We start from the raw sequence: 22,037 nt of genomic DNA on the forward strand, positions 1-22,037 counted from the left end.
AAGCTCTTGATTCAAACCGCCCCGTGGCGCTTCTCCTCCCGGATGGACTCCACCATCCGCTGGAAGTACAGCCGGGCGTCCGCCTGGAAGGCCTCCGCCGTGTCGGCGGCGTTGGCCAGCTCGCCGTCGCATTTGCCGCGGTAGTACTCGTCCGGCTTCTGGGCGGAGATCCGCAGCCGGGCGTACTGCTCGGTGATGCCGTCCCGGGCCATGATCCGCCGGACCCGCAGCTCCATGGGCGCCGTCACGGCGACGGTGCGGTCGCACAGCCGGTCCAGCCCGCTCTCCAGCAGGTTGATGGCGTCGATGGCGTAAAGGCCGTCCTCCAGCCCCTCCACCCGCCGCTCCAGCTCCGGCACCAGGAAACGGTACACAATGGCGTTGAGCTGCTCCAGCCGGTCCTTTTTGGCAAAGACCTCCTGGCCCAGCTTCTGCCGGTCCAGCTCCCCGCTGGCCCGGAACACACCAGGGAACTTCTCGTTGATGGCGTTGCGCAGTTCCTCGCTCTGGGCCAGCATCTCGTGATAAGCGGCATCGCAGTCGATGACGGTGCCGCCCAGCTCCCGGATGGCGTTGAGGGCGCTGGTCTTCCCCGCGCCGGTGCCGCCGGTGATGCCCAGCACCACCCGCTGGCTGTCCGCCTCCACCACCCGGAAGCCGGCGGCCTTTTTCAGCCGGTTGCCGATGGCCAGGCCCAGGCCCCGGTTGTCGGGGCACTGGGTGTAAATCTCCGTCACACCGCTGCCGTCAAAGGTCCTAAGGGCGTCGAACACCCGCTGGGCCTGCACCAGCTTGTCGCCGCTGGGGCCCAGGGTGTGGACCTCCCGCCCCTGGAACAAGTGGGCGTACTCCTCGAAGCAGATGACGCCGGAGGTGGGGCCCGCCCGCCGCTGAATCTCCCGGGCGGAGGCCGCCGGCGCGCCGGTGACCACTGTGACGGGGGCCTGGGGGGCGTAGTGGCGGTACTTCATGCCGGGGGCCTTGGGGGTCTCCCCCTCCGAGAGGGCGCCGGTCACCGCCTTGTCCACGGCCACGTGGCCGATCAGCCGCTCCAAATCCTCCAGCGGCAGCCCGCCGGGCCGCAGCAGCCGGGGGGGCTCGCAGGTCAAATCCAGGATGGTGGACTCCACCCCCACGGTGCAGGGGCCGCCGTCCACCACGCCCTCGATCTTGCCGTCCATGTCCTCCAGCACGTCCTGGGCCGTGGTGCAGCTGGGTCGGCCGGAGGTGTTGGCGCTGGGGGCGGCAATGGGGATGCCCGCCTCCCGGATGATGGCCAGCGTGACGGGGTGGTTGGGACAGCGCATGGCCACGGTGTCCAGCCCCGCCGTGGTCTCGTCGGGGACGATGGGCCTGCGCTTGAGGATCATCGTCAGGGGGCCGGGCCAGAACTTCCGGGCCAGCACGTAGGCGATGGGCGGGATGTCCGCGCAGTACCGGGGCAGCCACTGGGGCCCGGTGACGTGGAGGATCAGGGGGTTATCCTGGGGGCGGCCCTTGGCCTCAAAAATCCGCCGCACGGCGGCGCCGTCCAGGCCGTTGGCCCCCAGGCCGTAGACCGTCTCCGTGGGAATGCCCACCAAGCCCCCCTCCCGCAGAATCTTGGCGGCGGCGGAGATCTTGTCCTCAATCTCCTTTTGCTGCCCCTTGGTGTCCCGCAAGTCGTAATAGATCGTCTGCATCATAAGTTCTCGCCTCTATCTCTCTTCACCGGGCGCTCTGCCCGCCCGTTTTTTCCAATCGTCCTTCCATCGTCCCGTACCGTAAATCGCCCAGCACAGCGCCAGCGCAAACAGCGGCAGCAACAGCACGGCGAATAGGCCGGCATCCGCCGCATAGGGGTTCTCCGCCGCGCCGAACTGCGCCACGCACTGCGTCCCCTGCCGCCACAGCCACACCAGAACGGCCTCGCACCCGCCGATCAGCAGGGTGGGCCCCAGGCCAGCAGGCACAGCGCGGCGCGGACCCGGCGCCTCACTCCGGGGCCTCCGCCCCGTTTTGCAGCCGTTCCGCCTGGCTGGCCGTCACCAGGGCATCGATCAGCTCGTCCAGGGCGCCGTCCATCACGGCGTCGAGTTTGTAGAGCGTCAAGCCGATGCGGTGGTCCGTGACCCGCCCCTGGGGGAAGTTGTAGGTGCGAATGCGCTCCGAGCGGTCCCCGCTGCCCACTTGGCTCCGCCGCTGGGCGGCGGTGGCGGCGGCCTGCTTCTCCCGCTCCAGCTCGTAGAGCCGGGAGCGCAGCACCTTCATGGCCTTGTCCTTGTTCTTATACTGGCTCCGCTCGTCCTGGCACTCCACCACCAGCCCCGTGGGCAAATGGGTGATGCGGATGGCGGACTCCGTCTTGTTCACGTGCTGCCCGCCGGCGCCGGAGGCCCGGTAGGTGTCGATCTGGAGGTCCTTCGGGTCCACAGCGCACTCCACCTCCTCCGCCTCCGGCAGCACCGCCACCGTGGCGGCGCTGGTGTGGATGCGGCCGCCGGACTCCGTCTCCGGCACCCGCTGGACCCGGTGGACGCCGCTCTCGTATTTCAGCCGGGAGAAGGCGCCCTCCCCCTCGATGAGGAGGCTGCACTCCTTCACGCCGCCCAGCTCCGTCCCGTTCAGGGACACGATGTCCGCCTTCCAGCCCCGGTCCTGGGCGTACATGGTGTACATCCGCAGCAAGGACGCGGCAAACAGCGCCCCCTCCTCGCCGCCGACGCCGCTGCGCAGCTCCATGATGACGCTGCGGTGGTCGTCGGGGTCTCTGGGCAGCAGCAGGCGGCGCAGCTCCTGCTCCAGCCGCTCCTGCTCCTCCCGGGCCCGGGTCCACTCCTCCTGGGCCAGCTCCCGGAAGTCCGGATCCCGGAGCAGCGCCTCCGCCTCCGTCCGGGCCCGCTCCGCCTGTTCCCAGGCCCGCCAGGCCTCCGCCACGGGGGTCAGGTCTTTCAGCTCCCGGTTGATGCGCCGCAGACGCTCCGCGTCGCCGTACACCGCCGGGTCCGCCAATTGGGCCTCCAGGTCCTCATACCGCAGCGCCAGCGCCTTCAGTTTTTCCAGCATGGGCTCCCTCCTCTCCAAAATCTGCCGAAAAGGGGGCGGCGCCTACTGCTGGTCCAAAAAATCCCGCACCTGGCGGAGGAACTCCTCCCGCCAGAAGGCGTAGCCCACAGAGTCCACCCGCAGCGACACGGCGGCCGCGTGGCCGCAGGGGGCGTAAAGGTCCATCTGCTCGTAGACCTCCTCGCTCTTCTCCTCGCTGCCCCGGGTGACCACGTAGGCGGCGTTTTTCAGCTTTCCGCCGTGCTTTTTCAAAAAGGCCCTGGTCACGCTGCTGCACCGCCCGGCCCACACCGGGGTGGCCACGATCACCAGGCGGTACTCCCCCAGGGGCCGCGCCGTCTCAAAGGGCAGCAGGGGCGCCGTGGTGCGGCGCATGGCGTCCAGCCCGCAGCGGAGCCAGCCCTTCCACCCGCTCCGGTCCACCTCGTCCCGCAGCTCCACCAGCTCGGCGCCCAAATCCGCCGCGATCTCCTCCGCGGCCTTTTTGGTATTGCCCGTTCTGGAATAATACATACATAAGACGTCTTTCATCATGCGTTACCTCAATCAAACACCAGGGTCTTCCCCAGGGCGAAGAATTCTCTCACATAGTAGTTGACGGACAGCAGCCGCCAGGGGACCTGGGCGGGGAGGTCGAAGACGGAGAGCCCCGCCCGCTCCGCGATGAGGTGGGCCCGGAAGCAGTGGAAGTCGCTGGTGACCACGGCGATCACCGCCGTGTCCGTGTCCACCCCCGCCTCCTGCAGCAGGGCCTTGGAGTAGGCGAAGTTCTCCGCCGTGGAGGTGGAGCGGTCCTCCAGCAGCAGCCTGCCGCCGTCGATGCCCTGGGCCGTCAGCCCCCGGCGCATGGCCTCCGCCTCCGAGATGTCCTCCCCCGGCCCCTGGCCGCCGGACAGCACCGCCGGCACCTCCGGGTGCCGCGCCAGATAGGCCGCCGCCGCGTCGATGCGGGTCTGAAGAATCAGGGAGGGCGTCTGGCCGTTGACCCCCGCCCCCAGGACGATCACCGCGTCCGCCGGGAGGGCGGCGTTGTCCCGCTCCCCGTGGGAGAGCAGCATCCCCTCCACGAGCAAAAACAGCAGCAGTCCCGCCGCCAGCACGCCGCCAAACAGCCGCCGGACCAGTTTTCCCGTCCGGCTGCGGGCCGCCCAGCGGCCCAACCCCACCGCCGCGGCGCACACGCCCGCCAGCGCTAGGGACAGCCAGCCGGAAAACCGGGCCCCGGGGAACACCCACAGGCACAGCCCCGCCGACACCAGAAACAGCGCCGCCAGGGCCCACAGGCCCTGTTCTCCCCTATTCAGAAATATCCGCCGCCGGGCCGTCATTCCCCGGCCTCCTCGCTGAGCTGCTCCCACTTTCCGTACAGGGCGTCCAGCTCCTCCTGGGCAGCCTCCTTCTCCTGGACCAGGCCGCTCAGCTTCTCATAGTCGCAGGCGGCCGCCTCCATGTCCGCCTCCAGGGCGGCGATCCGCTCCTCCGCCCGGGCGATGTCCCGCTCGCAGATGGTCAGCTGCTTCCGGGCGGCCTGCTGGGCCTTGTTGCCCCGGGCGGGGCGCTCCGCCGCGGGCTTCTCCCTCGCGGGCTTCGGCACCTCGGCCCGCTCCGCCTCCTCCTGGGCCTTCATGGCCCGGTACTGGGCAAAGCCCATGGGGTAGTCGGTGATGGTGCCCTCCGACAGCTCCCAGATGCGGGTGGCGAAGCGGTTGATGAAATACCGGTCGTGGGAGACGAAGAGCAGCGTCCCATCGTAGGCCTCCACCGCCTCCTCGATCCACTCCCGGGAGTCGATGTCCAGGTGGTTGGTGGGCTCGTCCAGAATCAGGAAGTTGATCTCGTCGTCCATCAGCATGCACAGCCGCAGGCGGCTCTGTTCGCCGCCGGAGAGGACGGACACCGGCTTGAGCACGTCCTCCCCCCGGAAGTCGTAGGCCGCCAGCCGGTTCCGGGCGCTCTGGGCGGACAGGCCCTTTTTGGCGGCCATCATGTTCTCCACCAGGTTCCAGTCCGGGTGGTCGAAGTGCATGATCTGGGGCAGGTAGGCCAGGCGCACCTGGGGTCCGGTGCGGATGCGGCCATCGTCGGGATACAGCTCCCCCACGATCATCTTGATGAGGGTGGACTTGCCGGTGCCGTTGTCCCCGATGAGGGCGATGCGCTCCCCGCCCTCGATCTTGAGGCTGATGCCGTCGAACAGCCGCTTGTCCCCGTAGGACTTGGCCAGGCCCCGCAGCCCCAGCACCTCGTCCCCGTGGAACTCAGTGGTGGCGAAGCGGGCGTCCATCTTCCGGGCCTTGGTGGGCTTTTCCGTGGTCCGCATCCGCTGAATCCGCCGCTCCATGGAGATGGCCCGGCGGTAGGTCTTGTCCATGCCCTGGAAGGCCCACAGCCGCAGCTGCTCCGCCGCCTTCTCCAGCTGCTGGATTTTGGCCTGCTCCTTTTCAAACTGCTTCATCCGCTCCTGGAAACGGCGCTCCTTCTCCACGGCGTAAAAGCTGTAATTCCCGCTGTAGAACTCCGCCTTCCCGTCCTGAATCTCAATGACCCGGGTAACGGCGCGGTCCAGGAAATAGCGGTCGTGGGAGATGGTGACCACCGTCCCCTGGAAGCGCCGGATATACTCCTCCAGCCACTCCGTGGCGTGGAGGTCCAGGTGGTTGGTGGGCTCGTCCAGCAGCAGGATGTCCGTGTCCTCCAGGATGAGGCGGCCCAGGTTCACCCGGGTCTTCTCCCCGCCGGAGAGGCTGTCGAAGAGCTGGCGGCGCATCTCGGCGGAGATGGACAGGCCCTGGGCGATCTTGTTTACCGCCACGTCCGTGTCGTACCCGCCGAAGACCTCAAACTTCTCGCCCAGGGCGCCGTAGCGCCGCAGCAGCGCCGGGTCACTCTCCCCCGCCGCCATACGGCCCGCCAGGGCCTCCATCTCCTCCGCCAGGGCGTGGAGCCGGGCGAAGGCGGAGCGCAGCACGTCCTCCACGGTGTATCCCGCCGGATACACCGGAATCTGGGAGATCAGCCCCACCCGGCGCCCCTGGCCCAGGGAGACCTGGCCCTCGTCATAGTCCAGCTCCCCCGTCAATATTTTGAACAGGGTGGTCTTGCCGGCGCCGTTGCGGCCCAGCAGACCCACCCGCTCGCCCTGGTCAATCTGAAAGGTGAGGCCGTCCAGCACGTTGTGCCCCACCTCAAAGGATTTCACCAGGCCGTTTACCTGTATCTCAATCATAACGCTTCCGCAGTTGGTCCACCAGCGCGCCGAAGTGCATGGCGTGGGACGCCTTCACCAGCATGGCGGTACCGGGCAGCAGCTGTTCTCCCAGCTCTGCGGCGGCCTCCTCTTTCGTTGCAAAATGGAATACCTCGCCGCCGCTCTGGGCGGCGCCGTCGGCAATTTTCACGGCCTTGGCGCCGATGGCCACCACCAGGTCGATGCCCAGCATGGCCGCCAGGGCGCCCATGTTGTAGTGGGCCTGATCCGTCAGGTCGCCCAGCTCCCCCATGTCCCCCAGCACCGCCACCCGCCGCTCGCAGCCGGTTTTGGCCAGCACCTCCAGCGCCGCGGTGACGGACTGGGGGTTGGCGTTGTAGCAGTCGTCCAGCAGCACCCGGCCCTCCGGCAGGCGGACCACCCGCATCCGGGACCCCGCCGGCTCATAGGCCGCCGCGCCCCGCACGATCTCGTCGTGGCTCAGCCCCAGCTCCTCTCCCACCGCCACGGCGATGGAGGCGGAATAGGCCATGTAGGCCCCGGGGGCGGGGACGGACAGGGCGTAGGTGTCCCGCGGGGTGGCCACGGTGCAGGTGATGCCCTCCACGCCGTGGTCCGCGATCTCCACAATCCGGACCTGGCAGTGCTCCGACTGGCCGCAGCGGACGGTGCGGAAGGGCACCTTCACCGTGTCCAGCAGGGCGTCGTCCCCGTTGAGGATCGCCAGGCCCCCCTCCTTCAAATGCTGAAAGATCTCGCACTTGGCATGGAGGATGCCCTCCCGGCTGCCCAGGTGGGCGATGTGGGCGTCCCCGATGTTGGAGATCACCGCCACGTCCGGCCGCACCATCTCCCCCAGGTAGGCGATCTCCCCAGCGTGGTTCATGCCGGTCTCAATCACCGCCGCCTGGTGCTCCGGCGCCAGGCCCAGCAGCGTCAGGGGGGTACCGATGTCGTTGTTGAAGTTCTCCGGGGTCTTCAAAACCCGCAGCTTCGCCCCTAAGACGGCGGCGATCATCTCCTTCGTGGTGGTCTTGCCCACGCTGCCGGTGATCTGGACGAAGGGGATGGAGAATCGATTTCGGCAGGCGGCCGCCAGGTCCCGCAGGGCCAGCCGGGTGTCGTCCACCTTGATGTAAAATTTGTCCGCCCGCAGGTCCCGGGGCAGCCGGGCGCAGAGGCAGCCGGCTGCTCCGGCGTCCAGGGCGGCGTCGATGAAGTCGTGCCCGTCGAAAATCTCCCCCACCCAAGGCAAGAACAGGCACCCCGGTGTCAGCTTCCGGCTGTCGGTGCAAACGGCGCCGACGGCGGGCACCCCCTCCCGGGGATTCCACCACACGCCGTTCACGGCGGCGGCAATCTCTTTGACTGTCATGGGCTGCATCTCACGCCCTCCTCTTCAGCGCATAGGATTGGCGCACGATCTCCTCGCACAGCTCCCCGTAGCTCATGCCCACGGCGGCGGCCTCCTTGGGCACCAGGCTGGCGGCGGTCATCCCCGGCAGGGAGTTCACCTCCAGGCACCAAAAGCGCCCCTGGCCGTCCATCAGGAAGTCGGTGCGGGAGTATACCTCCAGCCCCAGCGTCCGGTGGAGCTTCAGCGCCAGCTCCCCCATGGCCGCCTGCTGCTCCGCCGTGATGGGGGCGGGGCACAGCTCCCGGGCGCCCCCGGCCTGGTACTTGGCGGCATAGTCGAACTCCCGCTCCGCCGGCACAATCTCCACCGCCGGCAGCGCCCGCTCGCCCAGGACGCCCACCGTCAGCTCCCGGCCGTAAATCCGCTCCTCCCAGAGCACCTTGCCCCCGAAGGCGCGCACCTGCTCCAGCGCCTGCGCCAGCGCCTCCCGGTCCTCCGGCAGGAAAACGCCCAGGGAGGAGCCGCCGCCGCTGGTCTTGATGACGCAGGGCATGGGCAGCTCCGCCGCCAGGCGCGGAATCTCGCCGGGGCCGTATTCCAGCAGCCGCCACCGGGGGGTGGGAATGCCGGCGGCGTCCATCATCCGCTTGGTCATCACCTTATCCATGGCCAGGCCGGAGCCCAGATACCCGCTGCCGGTGTACCGGATGCCCAGAAGATCAAAGGCGGCCTGAACCCGGCCGTCCTCGCCGTCCTGGCCGTGGAGGCCCAGGAACACCAGGTCCGCAAGGCCGCACAGCTCCAGCACGCGGGGGCCGAACAGCCCCGCGCCGCCGCCTCTGCGCCGGGCCCGCACTGCATCCAGATCCGGGGCCTGGGCCTCGATTTTGGCGTCGGGGCACAGGCCGTCCGCCGCGTCAAACAGGGACTCCAAATCCTCCGGCTCCTCCTCCGGCCCCAAAAACAGGTCCACCAGGATGGCCCGGTGGCCCCGCTCCCGCAGGGCCCGGCACACGGTGGCCCCCGTCACCAGGGAGACCGCCCGCTCCGTGGAGAGGCCCCCCGCCAATACAACGATCTTCATAGCTCACGATTCCTTCCGCAGCATGTTGCTATCCATACCGATCCTATTATAATCCGTATCAGTTTAGCACAAACCGCCTGGGAATACAACCGCAAAAGCAAGGGCCAGCCCTCCGAAAAAGCGCAGATGCTTTTTCAGAGGGCTGGCGAAATCCACCAATCAGCCCAGCCAGCCGAAGAGGCCCCCGGCCTCCTCCCCGTCCAGCAGGGTCTTGGCGGCGGAGAGCATCCGGGCCGCGTCCGCCCGAGTGACGGCGCTTCCCAGTTCCCCGCTGCCGAAGCTCCCGGCGGAGAGCACGCTCACCGCCTCCATGTTGCCCACGGCCTGGGCCGCCCAGGAGGGCACGGCCTCCCGGTCCGCGTACCACACGTCCAGCTCCACGTCTCCCAGGTTCAGCACCCGGTCCAGCACGGTGGCGGCCTCGTTGAAGGTGATGTCCTCCCCGCCCCGGAAGGCCACGCCCTCCGCGGTGGTCTTGCCCTGCACGATGCCGTCCGCCACACCGGCGGCGGCGTAGGCCTTGGCCCAGGTGGGGATGCTCTCGTCGTCGCAGAAGCCGGTCATGGTGACGCCGGTGACGTCCCGCCCGGCGGTCTCCATCACCATGGCCAAAAATTCGCTGCGGGACACCGCCTTCTCCGGCTCAAAGTAGTACTGCTCCCCGATCTTGGCGCCGGTGAAGATGCCCGCCTCCGCCAGGTGCTGGGCGGCGGCCGCGGCGGTGTTGCCCTCGGTGTCGGCGTAGGTGACACCGGACTTGGTCTTCTCAATGCTCACCGTCACGGTGGCGGGCAGGGAGACGTTTCCGGCGCTGTCGGTGGCGGCGTAGGTGAAGCTGTCGCCGCCGGAGGCCCCCTCCTTGGGGGTGTAGGTGAAGTTCACGCCGTCCACGGCGACGGTGCCCTTCTTGGGCTGGTCCACCACGGCGAAGGTCATGTCGTCCCCCTCGCTGTCGCTGGCCAGGAACTGTGCCTCATAGGGGATGCCGCGGTAGGTGCTGATCTCGATGTCCCGGGCCACGGGAGCGCCCTCGGCGGGCTGGGCAGCGGCGGGCTTCCTGCCGAACAGGGCCGAGGCGCTGCCGCTGAGGACCAGGACCGCCGCCAGGGCCAGGGCGGTCGTGCGTTTCATGGAAAGGTGTTTCAAGGCAATCGAACCTCCTGTATGATTTGGTACAGGAGTAGTGTTTTCCCACCCGTGGGAATTATGCAAAAAAGCGGCTGGTTTCAGCCGCTTTTTTCCGCCGCCTCACCGCAGGGGATGTCCCGGCCGCCGCATGGTGGGCGAGCGCTTCTTGATGCCGGACACCACCCCCATGGCCATATACAGCGTGACGATAGAGGACCCGCCGTAGCTGAAAAAGGGCAGGGTGATGCCGATGACCGGCATCACGAACAGGCACATGCCGATGTTGATGACGGTCTGAAAGATCAGCATGGCGGCCATGCCCACGCACACGTAGCAGTGGAAGAGGGTCTGGGCGTTCTTGGCCACCAGCAGCACCCGGAGGATGATGGCCGCCAGCAGCGCCATGATGGCGATGCAGCCGAACATCCCCAGCTCCTCCCCCGCCGCGGAGAAGATGAAGTCCGTCCACCGGGCGGGCAGGGAGCCGCTGTAGCTGCTCTGGGTCTGGGTGCCGTTCAGATACCCCTGGCCGAACAGGCCGCCGGAACCCAGGGTCAAAAGACTCCGGGTCTGCTGCCAGCCGGCGTCCAGGGGCTGGTAGGAGTGGTCGAAGAGCACCAGAAAACGGTTGCGCATGTGGGGGAGGATCAGATCCAGCTGCCACGCCACCGCCACCGCCGCCGTGCCGCCCCCCAGCAGCAGCACAAACCACCGGATGGCGTACCCCGCCACGAAGGCCATGCACATGAAGATGAAGAGAAAAACCAGCCCGTTCCCCATGTCGCTGGAGACGATAAAGTACAATCCGCACAGGCCGAAGGCGTGGGCCGCCGTGAACGCGGCGGAGCGGAAGGAGCGCAGGTCCCGCCGCTCCTCCCGCAGCCAGGCCAGCTGCCAGGCCAGCAGCAGCACAAAGGTGATCTTCACCACCTCCGCCGGGCCGATGCTGATGGGGATGCCGGGGAATTTCAGCCAGGCCCGGTTGCCGCCCACGGACCGGCCCAGCGGCGTCAGCAGCAGGAGGATGAAGCCCACGTTGAAGGCCAGAATCCACTTCCACTTCTTCATCAGGATGTCCAGGTTCACCATGGAAAATCCGATGTAGGCGCAGATGCCCAGCAGCAGCGCCGCCGTCTGCACAATGACGTAGCGGGGGTCGTTCTTGTACTGGGTGGCGCTGAAAATCAGCACGATGCCAAACACCGTGGCGACGCTGCAAAGCCCCAGCAGCATCAGGTCCGCCTGCTGGAAAAAGTCCGCCAGAACGCCTTTTAAACGATTCAACATAGGGAAAGCCTTTCTCAAAAGGGCGAATTTTAACGCTTATAGTATACCACAGGCAAAAACGCGTGTAAACGCCGCAAATTTGTTTTTACACTTTGTTCAAACTGTGATATACTATCTGCGGCAATTTGGAAACGGCGGAAAGGCGGTGTCATCCCATGGAATATCTCTCTCACAGCGAATCGGAGACGGAGGACTTGGGCGCCCGGCTGGCCGCCGTCCTCTCCCCCGGCGCCGTGGTGGCCTACCGGGGCGGACTGGGCATGGGCAAAACCGCCTTCACCCGGGGCCTCGCCAGGGGCCTGGGCTACGCCGGGCGGGTCACCAGCCCCACCTTCACCATCGTCAATGAGTACGAGGGCGGCCGCCTGCCCCTGTTCCACTTCGACATGTACCGCCTGGCGGATGCCGGCGCCCTGTTCGACATCGGCTGGGAGGACTACCTGGACCGGGGGGGCGTCTGCGCCGTGGAGTGGAGCGAGCAGACGGAGGAGGCCCTGCCCCCCGAGACCATCCGCGTCACCCTGGCCCGCTGTCCCGCGTCGGACGGCTGGCGCACCATCACCATTGAAGGAGCGGACCTCCCATGAGAATACTCGCCCTGGAGACCTCGGCCAAGGCCGTCTCCGCCGCTCTGGCAGAGGACGGCCGCATTCTCGCCAGCGGCTATCAGGACACCGGCCTCACCCACAGCCGCACCCTGATGCCCATCGTGGAGCACCTTTTCAAAAACACCGGCCTCACCCTGGCGGACTGCGGCGCCGTGGCCGTGGCCGCCGGCCCCGGGTCCTTTACCGGCATCCGCATCGGGGTGTCCGCCGCCAAGGGCCTGGCCTTCGCTGCGGACAAGCCCGTTGTGGCCGTCTCCACCCTGGCGGCCATGGCCCGGAACGTGGCCTTTGCCGGCGGACTGGTGATCTGCGCCATGGACGCCCGGCGCGGTCAGATTTACAACGCCCTTTTCTCCGCGGAGAAGGGCGTCCCCGCCCGGCTGACGCCGGACCGGGCCATCTCCCTTGCGGACCTGGCGGAGGAACTCCGCGCCGACCCCCGGCCCAAAACCGCGGTGGGCGACGGGGCCGCGCTGTGCCTGGACTTCCTGGCGCGGCAGGGCATCCCCTGCCGCCTGGCGCCGCCCCATCTGGTGATGCAGAGCGCCGCCTCTGTGGCTCTGGAGGCGGAGGCCCTGGCCGCCGCCGGCGGGCTGGTGAGCCCCCAGGCCCTGGAGCCGGTGTACCTCCGCCCCGCCCACGCCGTCCCCCTGCGCCAACGATAAGCTGTCTCATCATTTGACATAAAGGAGCGTAATTATGAACGGAAAAGTACACATCATGGACCACCCCCTGGTCGCCCACAAAATGACCATCCTGCGGGATAAGGAGACCAGCGTCAAGGACTTCCGGGAGCTCGTCTCCGAAATCGGCATGCTCATCACCTATGAGGCCACTCGGGACCTGCCCCTGACCACCAAGGAGGTGGAGACCCCTATCTGCAAGACCACCGCCCCCACCCTGAAGGGCAAGAAGTTCGCCGTGGTGCCCATTCTCCGGGCGGGCCTGGGCCTGGTGGACGGCGTTTTGCGGATGGTCCCCGGCGCCCGGGTGGGCCATATCGGCATGTACCGGGACGAGGAGACCCTGGAGCCCCATGTCTACTTCTGCAAGATGCCCAAGGACGTGGCGGAGCGGGACATCATGATTGTGGACCCCATGCTGGCCACGGGCGGCAGCGCCGAGGCCGCCATCTCCGAGATGAAGAAGCGGGGCTGCGTGAGCATCAAGCTGATGGTGCTGCTGGCGGCGCCGGAGGGCATTGAGCACATTCAGAAGACCCATCCCGATGTGGACATCTTCTGCGGCGCCGTGGACGACCACCTGAACGCCAACGGCTACATCGTCCCGGGCCTGGGCGACGCCGGCGACCGGATTTTCGGCACAAAGTAACCGCGCCCCGGGACGTGCTCTGAGAGGACAGGGCCGCAGGCCTCCTCCGGAGGAGGCGGTGAACGCCTGTGCGGATGGCAGCGAGGCTGCGGGACCCGCATCGGCGGGTCCCGCGGACGGTCTTCGTTGCTCGCTGCATATCCCTGCGCCCGGCATGCAGACGGAGGGGCGGGGCATCCCAGATGCGGAAACGGCCAGGCTGTGTGTTTGCGATCCGGAGAACCGCTGGGAAAACAAAAGAACACTCTTCCGAAGCGAAGCCCGTTTATCCGCCGGAGGAACCTGCCATTTGCGTGCGAAGCGGAAGTGCGCAGCGGAAAGCGGAGCGGTTCGCATGGGAAAACGGAGAACCGTTTTGCCGTACAGCGAAGGAAGCACGAGGCTTTCCAGGATGCATGGCGGAAGATATACCAAAGCTTATGGATACTACACAAAAACACGCTGGTGTTTTGTGTGTTTTTGCTGTTGCTCCCCCTCACGGGGAGCGTGGGTTGAAATTTCGCGCTCCCTGTGTAACGGAGCTTGAAGCCGTGTTGCTCCCCCTCACGGGGAGCGTGGGTTGAAATTCAATACCCTGCTCACCTGCCGTCATTATTACAGTTGCTCCCCCTCACGGGGAGCGTGGGTTGAAATACAAGAAGGAAAACCGCCACGGCGGGGACGAAGGGTTGCTCCCCCTCACGGGGAGCGTGGGTTGAAATATTACCTGGCTTACGGCCAAGATGCCGGAAATTGGTTGCTCCCCCTCACGGGGAGCGGGGGTTGAAATGTATTCCACCGGCTCCACCGATTCCAACGACTGGTTGCTCCCCCTCACGGGGAGCGGGGATTGAAATCCTGTCGGGATCGTGGCCTGGCCCAGCCCACACGGTCGCTTCCCTCGCGGGGCGCGACGCTTGACACACTTATCAAAACAGCACAACGCAAGTCAACCGTGCATCGAAATGCTTCGGCATTTCATCCCCCGGGGGCCTTTTTCGCATATTGCATAAAAATATCCTTTCCGCCGAGCTCTGCGCCACTGTGCGCACTGCCGAAGCGGAAAGGATATTTTTTGTTTGGTATTCCTTTTTCCCGGAAACTGCGCCGTGCCCTCAGTCCGCGTTGCGCGCTATGCCGGGGGCGGACCGTCCGATGGTACCGCATCGGGGCCGCAGAGCTCGGACAGCGTGGCGCAGAGCTGCTGATGTCCAGCGGCTTGCTGACGCGCATCCATGCCGGCCGTCGGCACCGCCGAGACGTCCTCCGCAAAGGCGTTGGCCGTAGTTGCGATGACGGGGATGCGCTTGGCGTCCGGCCGCCCGCAGGCGCGAATCTGTCTGGCCGCCTCGCAGCCGTCCATCACCGGCATCTGGACGTCCAGCAAAATGGCGTCGAAATGGCCCGGCTCCGTCTGCAAGAACCGGTCCACCGCGATCCGGCCATTCACCGCGCTCTCCACGGCGGCGCGGTTCAGCTCTAGCAGCGTCGCGGCGATCTCCCGGTTCAGCACATTGTCCTCCGCCAGCAGCAGCCGCTTGCCGCGCAGGGAGGTGCCCACGGGCTCCTCCTTTGCCCGGGACATGCCGAAGGCGCCGTTGGTGGCGTTAACCAGCACATTGTACAGGGAGAACTGGAACAGCGGCTTGGCGATGAACGCGTTGGCCCCCGCCCTGCGGGCCTCCTCCTCGATCTCCGACCAGTCGTAGGCGGAAATGATGATGGGGAGGTCCCGGCCCACCCGCTCCACCGCCTCCGTGCCGCTGAGGACCCATTCCGCGTGAATTTTCATCTTTTCCAGCAGAAGGGTCATGTGCTCGCAGAGGTCCTGCTCGTCGTCCGTCATCAAAACCCAGAGGGACTCCAAGACCCCCTCCCGGAGGGGCTGCAAATCCACATTGCTCTGTTCAAAGGGCAGCTCCACCGTGAAGGCGGTCCCCTGGTCCGGCTTGCTCCTGACGTCGATGTACCCGCCCATCAGGGACGCCAGGTTCTGCGTAATGGACATCCCCAGCCCCGCGCCGCCGTACTTTTGGGCGATGGAGGGGTCCGCCTGCTCAAACTGCGTATAGAGCCGGGCCAGCGCGTCCTCGTCCATGCTGATTCCGGTATCCGACACCACAAAGCGAATCCAGCACTTCCCGTCCTGGGTGGGCAGGTTGGTGACCTCCCGGCTGACCGTGCCGCCCTGGGGGGTAAATTTGATGGCATTGGAGGTCGGATTCAGCAGAATCCGGTTCAGGCGAAGGGAGTCGCCCACATAGGTGGTGTGCTCGGAGAAGCCGGCGGTCTTTTCGGTGAATTGCAGCCCCTTGCCGCTGGCCTGGGGATACACCACCGCCACGAAGCTGTTGAGGAACTGGTACAGCTCAAAGGGATCCGCCTCACCCGGTTGCTCTCAATGTGGGACATGTCCAGCACGCCGTTGATCAGCATCGGCAGGTGCTTGGAGGAACAGCCGATTTTCTCCAGGCAGTCCTCCACCCGGCTCTGGTCCTGGATGGAGGCCGCCGCAATGGCGGCCATGCCGATGACGGCGTTCATGGGGGTACGGATCTCGTGGCTCATGCGGGAGAGGAAGTCCTTCTTGGCGTTGTTGGCGTTCTGGGCGCTGGCCAGCGCATCCTGGAGCGCCAGGCTGCCCAGGCGCTCCAGGATGCGGTCGGTGAGCGTGATATGTACTTCTGATCCCCGTATTCGGAAATGCGGTAGGCGCGCAGCTGCAGCCACCGGGTCTCCGCGAACCGGGGGTACCGGTACGCAGCCGTGATGTCCAGCGGGACGCAGGGCTCCGCGTACAGCTCCCGGTGAATGGTCTCCGCGGTCTCCCGGTCCATCTGGCCGTAGATCAGCATCCGTTCCTCCTGCAACCGTCCGGCGGAGATGCCCAGCACCCGCTCGGCGCTGCCGGAGAGGAACTCGCACCGCTTCAGCTCCCGCCCGAAAATCAAGAACGTCTCATCCACGGTATCGGAGAGCATGGCGAAGTGCTGGTTTTTCCCGTAGAGCCGCTGGCTCATCCGGCGGATGAAGAACTGGAAGAAGAACAGCCCCATGGTCATGGCCGCGATAATGAGGAGCGACCGACCACCCCAGGAAGGATTTGCCCAGGTGGTCCGACGAGATGAAAATGCTCTGCTGGGTATTCCGGACATAGGCGAGAATCCGGTTGGCGGTTCCCTCAACCCGGTCGTAGAGCGGGCTGAGGTGCTCCTCCTCATACGCGGCGATCACATGGGTGGTGGAGGGGGGCAGCTTCGCAAAGTCGAGCAGCTGCTCCTGGGCGGAGTGAATCTCCTAATAGTCCTGCCGCAGCGCGTCCGTGTCCTCCGACGGGCCCAGGTACAGGGAGTCGATCTCGTCCAGCACGTCGATGTTGAGGTGGAGCGCATCCGGGGCGGAGCGGACCTTCTCCACGTCCTCGGGCTGGTTGTAGGACTGGGGCCGCTCCGTGCGCAGCCGCATCAGCGCCAGATCGGTTTTGATGTCGCCGATGCCCCCGTTCACCGTAAAGGGATGCTCCGTAATCAGCTTGACCTGGGAGGTCAGGCGGGTGGTGCTGAACAGCGTCACCCGCAAAAAAGAGGAAGCGCAGGATGAGCAGCGCCCCCATGCCGATTCAGGTGGTCCTTTTGATGGCCGCGTCTTCCTGCGCCGGCCTCCGTTTCATCACGATGCGTTCCGTCCTTACCGGCGCGGCGGAGGGCTTTTCAGACGCTCCGGCGCCGCGCTCTGTTCTTTGACCCATGCCGTCTCACCCAATCCACCGCCGCAGCACATCCATCAGATGGTCCACATCGATGGGCTTTGCAATGTGATCGTTCATCCCGGCCATCAGCGACTTTCCAAGATCAGACGCAAAGGCATTGGCCGTCAGCGCCAGAATGGGAATGCTGCGGGCGTCCCTCCGGGGCAGGGCGCGGATCTCCTCCGTGGCCTGGTAGCCGTTCATCACCGGCATCTGAATGTCCATCAAAATGCAGCAGTACCGCCCCGGCGGCGCGGCGCGGAAGGTCTCCACCGCCTGCCGCCCGTCCTCCGCCGTGTCCACCAGGAAGCCCCTCATTTGCAGCAGCTCCGCCGCGATCTCCCGGTTCAGCTCGTTGTCCTCCACCAGGAGGATGCGCTTGCCGGCGAAGGCGGCGGGGGCCCGCTCCGGCGCCTTCGCCGGCTCCGGATGGCCGTTCTGGCAGAACTGGTGGAAGGTGTGGGCCATCCGGGATTTGAACAGGGGTTTTGCGAGAAAGTCGTCCGCGCCCGCCTGCCGGAACTCTGCCTCGATGTCGGAGTAGTCGTAGGCAGAAATGACGATGATGGGGGTGTGGCGGCCCACCGCCCGCCGGATGGCCTTGACCGTCTCCAGCCCGTCCATCACCGGCATCTGCCAGTCCAGGATGACGGAGAAGAAGTCCTCGCCCCGGTCATGGGCGGCGACGACCCGCTCCAGGGCCTCCGGCCCGGACAGCACCCACTCACCCCGCATCCCCAGCTCGCTCAACAGCTCCGTCGCACTCTCGCACACCACCTGGTCGTCGTCCACCACCAGCACCGGAAGGCCCGCCAGCTCCTCGCCGTAGGTCTCCTCCCCGCCCAGCTCCAGGGAGAGGGCCACCACAAACTGGCTCCCCTCGCCCAGACGGCTCTTAACCTCAATCGTGCCGTTCATCATGTGCACGATGTTCTCCGTAATGGTCATGCCCAGCCCCGTCCCCTGGGTCTTGCTGATGCGGGAGTCCTCCGCCCGGGTAAAGGGCTCGAAGATGTGCCGCACAAACTCTTCGCTCATCCCGATGCCGTTGTCGGTGACGATGAATTCATACTGCCCCCGGCCCGGGGTGATGGACGTCCGCTCCCGCAGCCGCAGGCTGATGGTGCCGCCCTCCGGGGTGTACTTCACCGCATTGGAGAGCAGGTTCATCAGCACCTGCTGCATCCGGCCCATGTCCGTAATCACCGTCTCATGGCGCACGTGGTCGGCGCTCATTTGCAGCTCCTGGCGCTTCTGGCTCACCAGGGGGCGGCAGATGTCCATCACATCCTCCATCAGCTGCGGCAGGGACACCGCCTCGGCGGACAGGTCCACCCGCCCGCTCTCGATTTTGGACATGTCCAGCACCTCGTTAATCAGCCCCAGCAGATGCCGGCTGGAGGCACTGATCTTCCCAAGGCAGTCCCGCACCTTCTCCTGATTGTCCAGGTTCGCCTGGGCGATGACCGACATCCCCATGATGGCGTTCATGGGCGTGCGGATATCGTGGCTCATGGCGGAGAGGAAGTTGGTCTTGGCGTCGCTGGCCACCCGGGCGGCCTGATAGGCGTCCTCCAGCGCCCGGCGCTGCCGGGCCTGCTCCTCCCGCTCCCTGGTTACGTCGATGCCGACGCTGTAAAAGGAGGGAATGCCGTCCCAGCTGTCCTCCCCCCTAACATAGCTGAAGGTCATGGTCAGGATTTTTACCGCGCCGTCCCGGGTGACGATGCGGGACTCCGCCACCGCCTGCTTTCCGGCGTCCCTGGCGCTCCGCATCACCGCGGTGGCGCGGCCGATGTCCTCCGGATGGACGTAGCCGCACTGGCGGTGCAGCTCCTGCTCAAACTGCTCCTCGGTATAGCCGATCAGGTCCAAGAATCCGCCGCCGTACCAGAGCACCGTCCGCATGTCCCGGGCGTCCATCCGCGCAAAACCGCCGGGCACGGTCTGAATGAGGGCGTCCCGCTCCCGGTCCTTCTTGGCCAGCTTGTACTCCGCGCTCTGCATATCGTGGGACAGCTCGATGCGGGCCCGGCGGCCCTCCCAGTTGATCACCCGATTCTTGATCATAAACCGCCTCTCCAAAACCGGGTTGTCGAACTCCCACTCGTAGAAGGCGTCCTCCGTCAATTTGTCGTTGGTGCAGAAGGGGCAGGGGGAGGTTCTGCCCTGGATGACCTCGTAGCACTTCCGGCCCAGCATCTCGCAGGCAGGCCGGTGCATCACCTCGCAGGCGCTCTGGTTGAGGTAGAGCAGCTCGTAGGTCTCCATATCGCTGATGTACACATTGCCCACGTATGTATCCATCATCCAGTGGAAGTACTGCAGCTTCTGGCGGTAGAGGCGGTCCAGCTCCTCCCTCTCCGCCGCCAGGGCGCCCACGTCTGCAAACTCCGCCTGCAGCACGGGGCCGCCCTCCGGGCGGTCCAGAATGCTGCCGGAGAGCTGCGTCCACAAAAAGCCGCCCTCCGCCAGGGGAAGCCGGACCGTCAGACGGACGGCGCGGCTGCCGCCGGCTTCCGCCTGGGACAGCTCCCGCTGAAGCAGGGCGAAGTCCTCCGGATAGCCGGCATAGTACCCGCACAGCGATCCATAGCGGGCGGTGAAGTCCTCGCGGGAGGTATGAATCCGCCTAAAAAAGCCGGCGTTTCCCCATAGAAACGTCAGCTCCGCGTCCAACCGGCAGCAAATCACACCGGTCTCCAGCGCATTGAGGGCCTCCGGGCACGCCTGGGCAGCCCCGCCGCCCGGCCCGGTCAGATTCCGACGTTCCATACCTGCATCTCCTGTTTTCTTCAGCCGGCAGAGCACCCTCTGCCGCGCGCGTAGTCGCTCACATTCCATATTTAGAAAAGTATAGCAAAAGAAAAGAAAAATAGCAACTGTTTGCCGGCATTTGTGGCGAGCGGAAGGAAAATCTGGTGTCATTTTCCCAGAGGAGACAGAATGCCCAAAGGAGGACGGGACTTTGGAACAGGAAACGGAGCTGCATCGGGCCGTATACGCGTTCTTGCGGACGCAGATTGCGTTTGGATTCTACGGGTTTTCGGAGAGCCTGCCCACCATGGAGGAACTGAGCAGGCAGTCCCGCATCTCCCTGAATACCGTGAAAGCCGCCTACCACTCTATGCGGCGGGGGACTTCCCCTCCGGCGCGGAGACCGCCTTCCACTGGAGCGCCTATCGGAAATCCTCCCAGCGCTGCTACTCCCTCGCCATCGGGCTGCTCACCGGGAGCAGCCGCGGCGCATACCCGGCGGGGAGCTATCTGCCTCCGGCCGGACGGCTGGCCGGCGAAGCGGGCGTCTCCGTCAGCACCGTCCGGCGGACCGTCAGCCTGCTGAACAGCATTGGGGCGGTGAAGTCCTCCAGAACGCTAGGCGTATGCGTGCTGCCCCCCGAGCAGAGTGCGGAGAACTGCGATTTGACGCGGCCGGACATCCGGAGCCGCCTGCTGGATTTGACCGCGGGACTGCAACTATACGCCCTGTCCGCCCGGGCCGTGTCGGCGCTCACGCTGTCCGCCCTGGACGCAGACGCCCTCCGTCAGTGGAGCCGGCGCCTCTCGGGGCTGCAAAGCGGGCGGCGCTACGAGCTGGCCGCCTACGCGTCGTTGGAGCTGCTCTCCAAACAGACGCCCTACGGGACCATCCGGACGGTTTACACAGAGCTTTTGCAGCTGTTCTTCTGGGGAAACCCGCTGCGGGGAACGCGGGGCGCAACCGAGGAGAACCGGCGGTCTTTCGACCCGCTGTCCAGCCGGATGCATGGGGCGCTGGAAGCGCGGGACATCCCCCGCTTTTCCGCACTGCTGGAGGCGCTGCTGCTCCACGAGCTGCGGGTTACGGTGGACGCGCTTTTGGCCCTGGGAATCGGGGAGGCGCGCGCTCTCCTGATCCCGGACGAGGACGAATTCCAGGCGATCCCGTAGAGCGGCAGCCGACGCGCCGCGGCGGATGCCCTCGGCTTGGGACGGCGTAGGACACAGCAGAGGGCCCCGCAGGTGGCGCCACCGTTTACAGGAGACGAAGCGGGCGGAGGTCCTTTGCAGGACATGGACTGGCGGCGGTACAGGTCCCGCTGTTTGACGGAAACTGTGAGGCCGACGCCTTTTGGGCGTCGGCCTCACAGTTTTCGCAGAAGGTTGCGTGACAAGGATGATTTTGGGCGTATCCCCAGGGAATGTGCCATGACGGAGCGGGCGTACCCGACGCCGGAGGAGCCATTTTAAACCATGCACCCCTTGCGGGGCGCGACGAGATACTTTGCTACTTGAAGTACAGATACACCTCATCAATATTTCAACTCACGCGCCCTCGACAGGTACAATGACCTCATCCTCCGCGACGATCTTGAGAACGACGAATTTCAACCCACGCGCCCCTCGCGGGGCGCGACAGGACAACTGCAAGACCCGGAGCGAGTTTATCGAATTTCAATCCACGCGCCCCTCGCGGGGCGCGACGCATTATTGGCACTTTCGTCCATGCGCATCTCTATTTCAATCCACGCGCCCCTCGCGGGGCGCGACCCTTCACCAGATGGAGGCCGGGTTTCACGTCGTTATTTCAATCCACGCGCCCCTCGCGGGGCGCGACTGGCCTGGGCGTCGACGAGCTGCTTGAAAAATGGAGGTTTCAATTCACGCGCCCCTCGCGGGGCGCGACTTCATGGTGTCTTTCTCCTGACTGCCTGCTGTATGTTTCAATCCACGCGCCCCTCGCGGGGCGCGACCATGCCGGAGATTGTCTCACCCTTGTCCCCTTTGTTTCAATCCACGCGCCCCTCGCGGGGCGCGACTGCAAAAGTGCACAGAATCCCTGCGCGTTTCTATATAGCATTCACAAATTTGGGACACATTCCCCGTCATTTTCCCAGAAAAACCGCGTTTTCCCCTTGCTAAATGCCAAAACGGCCCCTTCCGCACTGTGCGAACCACTCCGCTTTCCGCTGTTTGCTTCCACTTCGCACTCAAATAATCATGGGTTCCTCCGGCAGATAGGCGGTCTTGGCTCCAAAATGCTCGATCTTGTTCTCATAGCGGTTTCCCAGGTAGTAAAAGCGCAGGCTGTCCTTCTCCGCATTCATGATGCCCAGCAACTTCGCCTGCAGCGCCCGGCACTGGGCGGGATCCAGCAGGCACTCAAACACCGAGCACTGGACCCGCTGGCCGTAGTTGACGCACTGCTTTGCGATTTGGCGCAGCCTCCTCCGGCCGGCGGCGTCCTCCGTATTGACGTCGTACGTGATCAGTACCAGCAT

The 22,037-nt window shown here is 65.8% G+C and carries 20 protein-coding genes and 2 CRISPR repeat arrays; of the genes, 4 read left to right on the forward strand and 16 right to left on the reverse strand.

Annotated elements, in window-relative coordinates; genetic code table 11:
• Positions 1-11: 11 nt before the first annotated feature.
• The 10 genes from QZS21_RS01110 to QZS21_RS01155 all read right to left on the reverse strand — a co-directional run bounded on the left by QZS21_RS01110 (position 12) and on the right by QZS21_RS01155 (position 11,109).
• On the reverse strand, positions 12-1,685 hold the full coding sequence (locus tag QZS21_RS01110; RefSeq protein ID WP_295579208.1) for an L-threonylcarbamoyladenylate synthase: 1,674 nt from the start codon (positions 1,683-1,685) through the stop codon (positions 12-14).
• A gap of 12 nt (positions 1,686-1,697) precedes the next feature.
• Positions 1,698-1,952 (reverse strand): hypothetical protein, encoded by a 255-nt coding sequence (locus QZS21_RS01115; protein ID WP_295579211.1) that lies wholly within the window; start codon positions 1,950-1,952, stop codon positions 1,698-1,700.
• Between the two features lie 22 nt (positions 1,953-1,974).
• Entirely contained in the window at positions 1,975-3,045 is a 1,071-nt protein-coding gene (gene prfA, locus QZS21_RS01120) for a peptide chain release factor 1 (protein WP_295579214.1), read from the reverse strand.
• A gap of 42 nt (positions 3,046-3,087) precedes the next feature.
• The gene (locus QZS21_RS01125; protein ID WP_295579217.1) at positions 3,088-3,558 is read right to left on the reverse strand and encodes a hypothetical protein; all 471 of its coding nucleotides are present in this window, start codon (positions 3,556-3,558) and stop codon (positions 3,088-3,090) included.
• A gap of 29 nt (positions 3,559-3,587) precedes the next feature.
• The gene (locus QZS21_RS01130) at positions 3,588-4,373 is read right to left on the reverse strand and encodes a YdcF family protein (RefSeq protein WP_295579219.1); all 786 of its coding nucleotides are present in this window, start codon (positions 4,371-4,373) and stop codon (positions 3,588-3,590) included.
• A complete protein-coding gene (abc-f, locus tag QZS21_RS01135; protein ID WP_295579221.1) occupies positions 4,370-6,271 on the reverse strand; it encodes a ribosomal protection-like ABC-F family protein in 1,902 nt (633 codons plus the stop codon). The genes QZS21_RS01130 and abc-f overlap by 4 nt, the downstream gene beginning before the upstream one ends.
• Positions 6,264-7,637 carry a UDP-N-acetylmuramoyl-tripeptide--D-alanyl-D-alanine ligase gene (gene murF / locus QZS21_RS01140; protein ID WP_295579223.1) on the reverse strand — a complete coding sequence of 458 codons (1,374 nt, stop codon included), beginning with the start codon at positions 7,635-7,637 and terminating at the stop codon, positions 6,264-6,266. Before murF ends, abc-f begins: the two co-directional genes overlap by 8 nt.
• A 1-nt stretch (position 7,638) precedes the next feature.
• The gene (locus QZS21_RS01145) at positions 7,639-8,694 is read right to left on the reverse strand and encodes a D-alanine--D-alanine ligase (RefSeq protein ID WP_295579225.1); all 1,056 of its coding nucleotides are present in this window, start codon (positions 8,692-8,694) and stop codon (positions 7,639-7,641) included.
• Between the two features lie 159 nt (positions 8,695-8,853).
• Positions 8,854-9,825, reverse strand: coding sequence for an Ig-like domain-containing protein (locus QZS21_RS01150; protein ID WP_295579228.1), 972 nt, complete (start codon positions 9,823-9,825; stop codon positions 8,854-8,856).
• Between the two features lie 117 nt (positions 9,826-9,942).
• The gene (locus tag QZS21_RS01155; RefSeq protein ID WP_295579230.1) at positions 9,943-11,109 is read right to left on the reverse strand and encodes an FtsW/RodA/SpoVE family cell cycle protein; all 1,167 of its coding nucleotides are present in this window, start codon (positions 11,107-11,109) and stop codon (positions 9,943-9,945) included.
• 155 nt (positions 11,110-11,264) lie between these two features.
• Between QZS21_RS01155 and tsaE the strand changes: the two genes are divergently transcribed.
• The 3 genes from tsaE to upp are packed head-to-tail and all read left to right on the forward strand — an operon-like array spanning position 11,265 to position 13,049.
• The gene (gene tsaE, locus QZS21_RS01160; protein ID WP_295579232.1) at positions 11,265-11,696 is read left to right on the forward strand and encodes a tRNA (adenosine(37)-N6)-threonylcarbamoyltransferase complex ATPase subunit type 1 TsaE; all 432 of its coding nucleotides are present in this window, start codon (positions 11,265-11,267) and stop codon (positions 11,694-11,696) included.
• On the forward strand, positions 11,693-12,382 hold the full coding sequence (gene tsaB / locus QZS21_RS01165) for a tRNA (adenosine(37)-N6)-threonylcarbamoyltransferase complex dimerization subunit type 1 TsaB (RefSeq protein WP_295579233.1): 690 nt from the start codon (positions 11,693-11,695) through the stop codon (positions 12,380-12,382). Before tsaE ends, tsaB begins: the two co-directional genes overlap by 4 nt.
• 34 nt (positions 12,383-12,416) lie before the next feature.
• Positions 12,417-13,049, forward strand: a complete 633-nt coding sequence (upp, locus tag QZS21_RS01170) for a uracil phosphoribosyltransferase (protein WP_295579235.1) — start codon at positions 12,417-12,419, stop codon at positions 13,047-13,049.
• Positions 13,050-13,513: 464 nt separating this feature from the next.
• Positions 13,514-13,941: direct repeats of the CRISPR family, unit length 23 nt; unit sequence GTTGCTCCCCCTCACGGGGAGCG.
• A 219-nt stretch (positions 13,942-14,160) separates the two neighbouring features.
• Here upp and QZS21_RS01175 read toward each other — a convergent pair.
• The 5 genes from QZS21_RS01175 to QZS21_RS01190 all read right to left on the reverse strand — a co-directional run bounded on the left by QZS21_RS01175 (position 14,161) and on the right by QZS21_RS01190 (position 19,551).
• A complete protein-coding gene (locus QZS21_RS01175; RefSeq protein ID WP_295579237.1) occupies positions 14,161-15,372 on the reverse strand; it encodes an ATP-binding protein in 1,212 nt (403 codons plus the stop codon).
• Positions 15,267-15,596, reverse strand: a complete 330-nt coding sequence (locus QZS21_RS11635) for a histidine kinase dimerization/phospho-acceptor domain-containing protein (protein ID WP_366557567.1) — start codon at positions 15,594-15,596, stop codon at positions 15,267-15,269. The genes QZS21_RS01175 and QZS21_RS11635 overlap by 106 nt, the downstream gene beginning before the upstream one ends.
• Positions 15,593-16,090: a hypothetical protein gene (locus QZS21_RS01180; RefSeq protein WP_295579240.1), complete on the reverse strand. Its 498-nt coding sequence runs from the start codon at positions 16,088-16,090 to the stop codon at positions 15,593-15,595. The genes QZS21_RS11635 and QZS21_RS01180 overlap by 4 nt, the downstream gene beginning before the upstream one ends.
• 235 nt (positions 16,091-16,325) lie before the next feature.
• Entirely contained in the window at positions 16,326-16,601 is a 276-nt protein-coding gene (locus QZS21_RS01185) for a hypothetical protein (protein ID WP_295579242.1), read from the reverse strand.
• Between the two features lie 181 nt (positions 16,602-16,782).
• Positions 16,783-19,551, reverse strand: coding sequence for a response regulator (locus QZS21_RS01190; protein WP_295579244.1), 2,769 nt, complete (start codon positions 19,549-19,551; stop codon positions 16,783-16,785).
• A gap of 612 nt (positions 19,552-20,163) precedes the next feature.
• On the opposite strand from QZS21_RS01190, the gene QZS21_RS01195 reads away from it, so the two are divergent.
• Positions 20,164-20,706, forward strand: a complete 543-nt coding sequence (locus QZS21_RS01195; protein WP_295579246.1) for a hypothetical protein — start codon at positions 20,164-20,166, stop codon at positions 20,704-20,706.
• A 435-nt stretch (positions 20,707-21,141) separates the two neighbouring features.
• Positions 21,142-21,575: a CRISPR direct-repeat array (repeat unit 32 nt; unit sequence TTTCAATCCACGCGCCCCTCGCGGGGCGCGAC).
• Between the two features lie 171 nt (positions 21,576-21,746).
• On the opposite strand, the gene cas2 is transcribed toward QZS21_RS01195, so the two are convergent.
• Positions 21,747-22,037: a CRISPR-associated endonuclease Cas2 gene (cas2, locus tag QZS21_RS01200; RefSeq protein ID WP_295579248.1), complete on the reverse strand. Its 291-nt coding sequence runs from the start codon at positions 22,035-22,037 to the stop codon at positions 21,747-21,749.

This window comes from uncultured Oscillibacter sp. (assembly GCF_900544955.1).
GTDB lineage: Bacteria > Bacillota > Clostridia > Oscillospirales > Oscillospiraceae > Oscillibacter.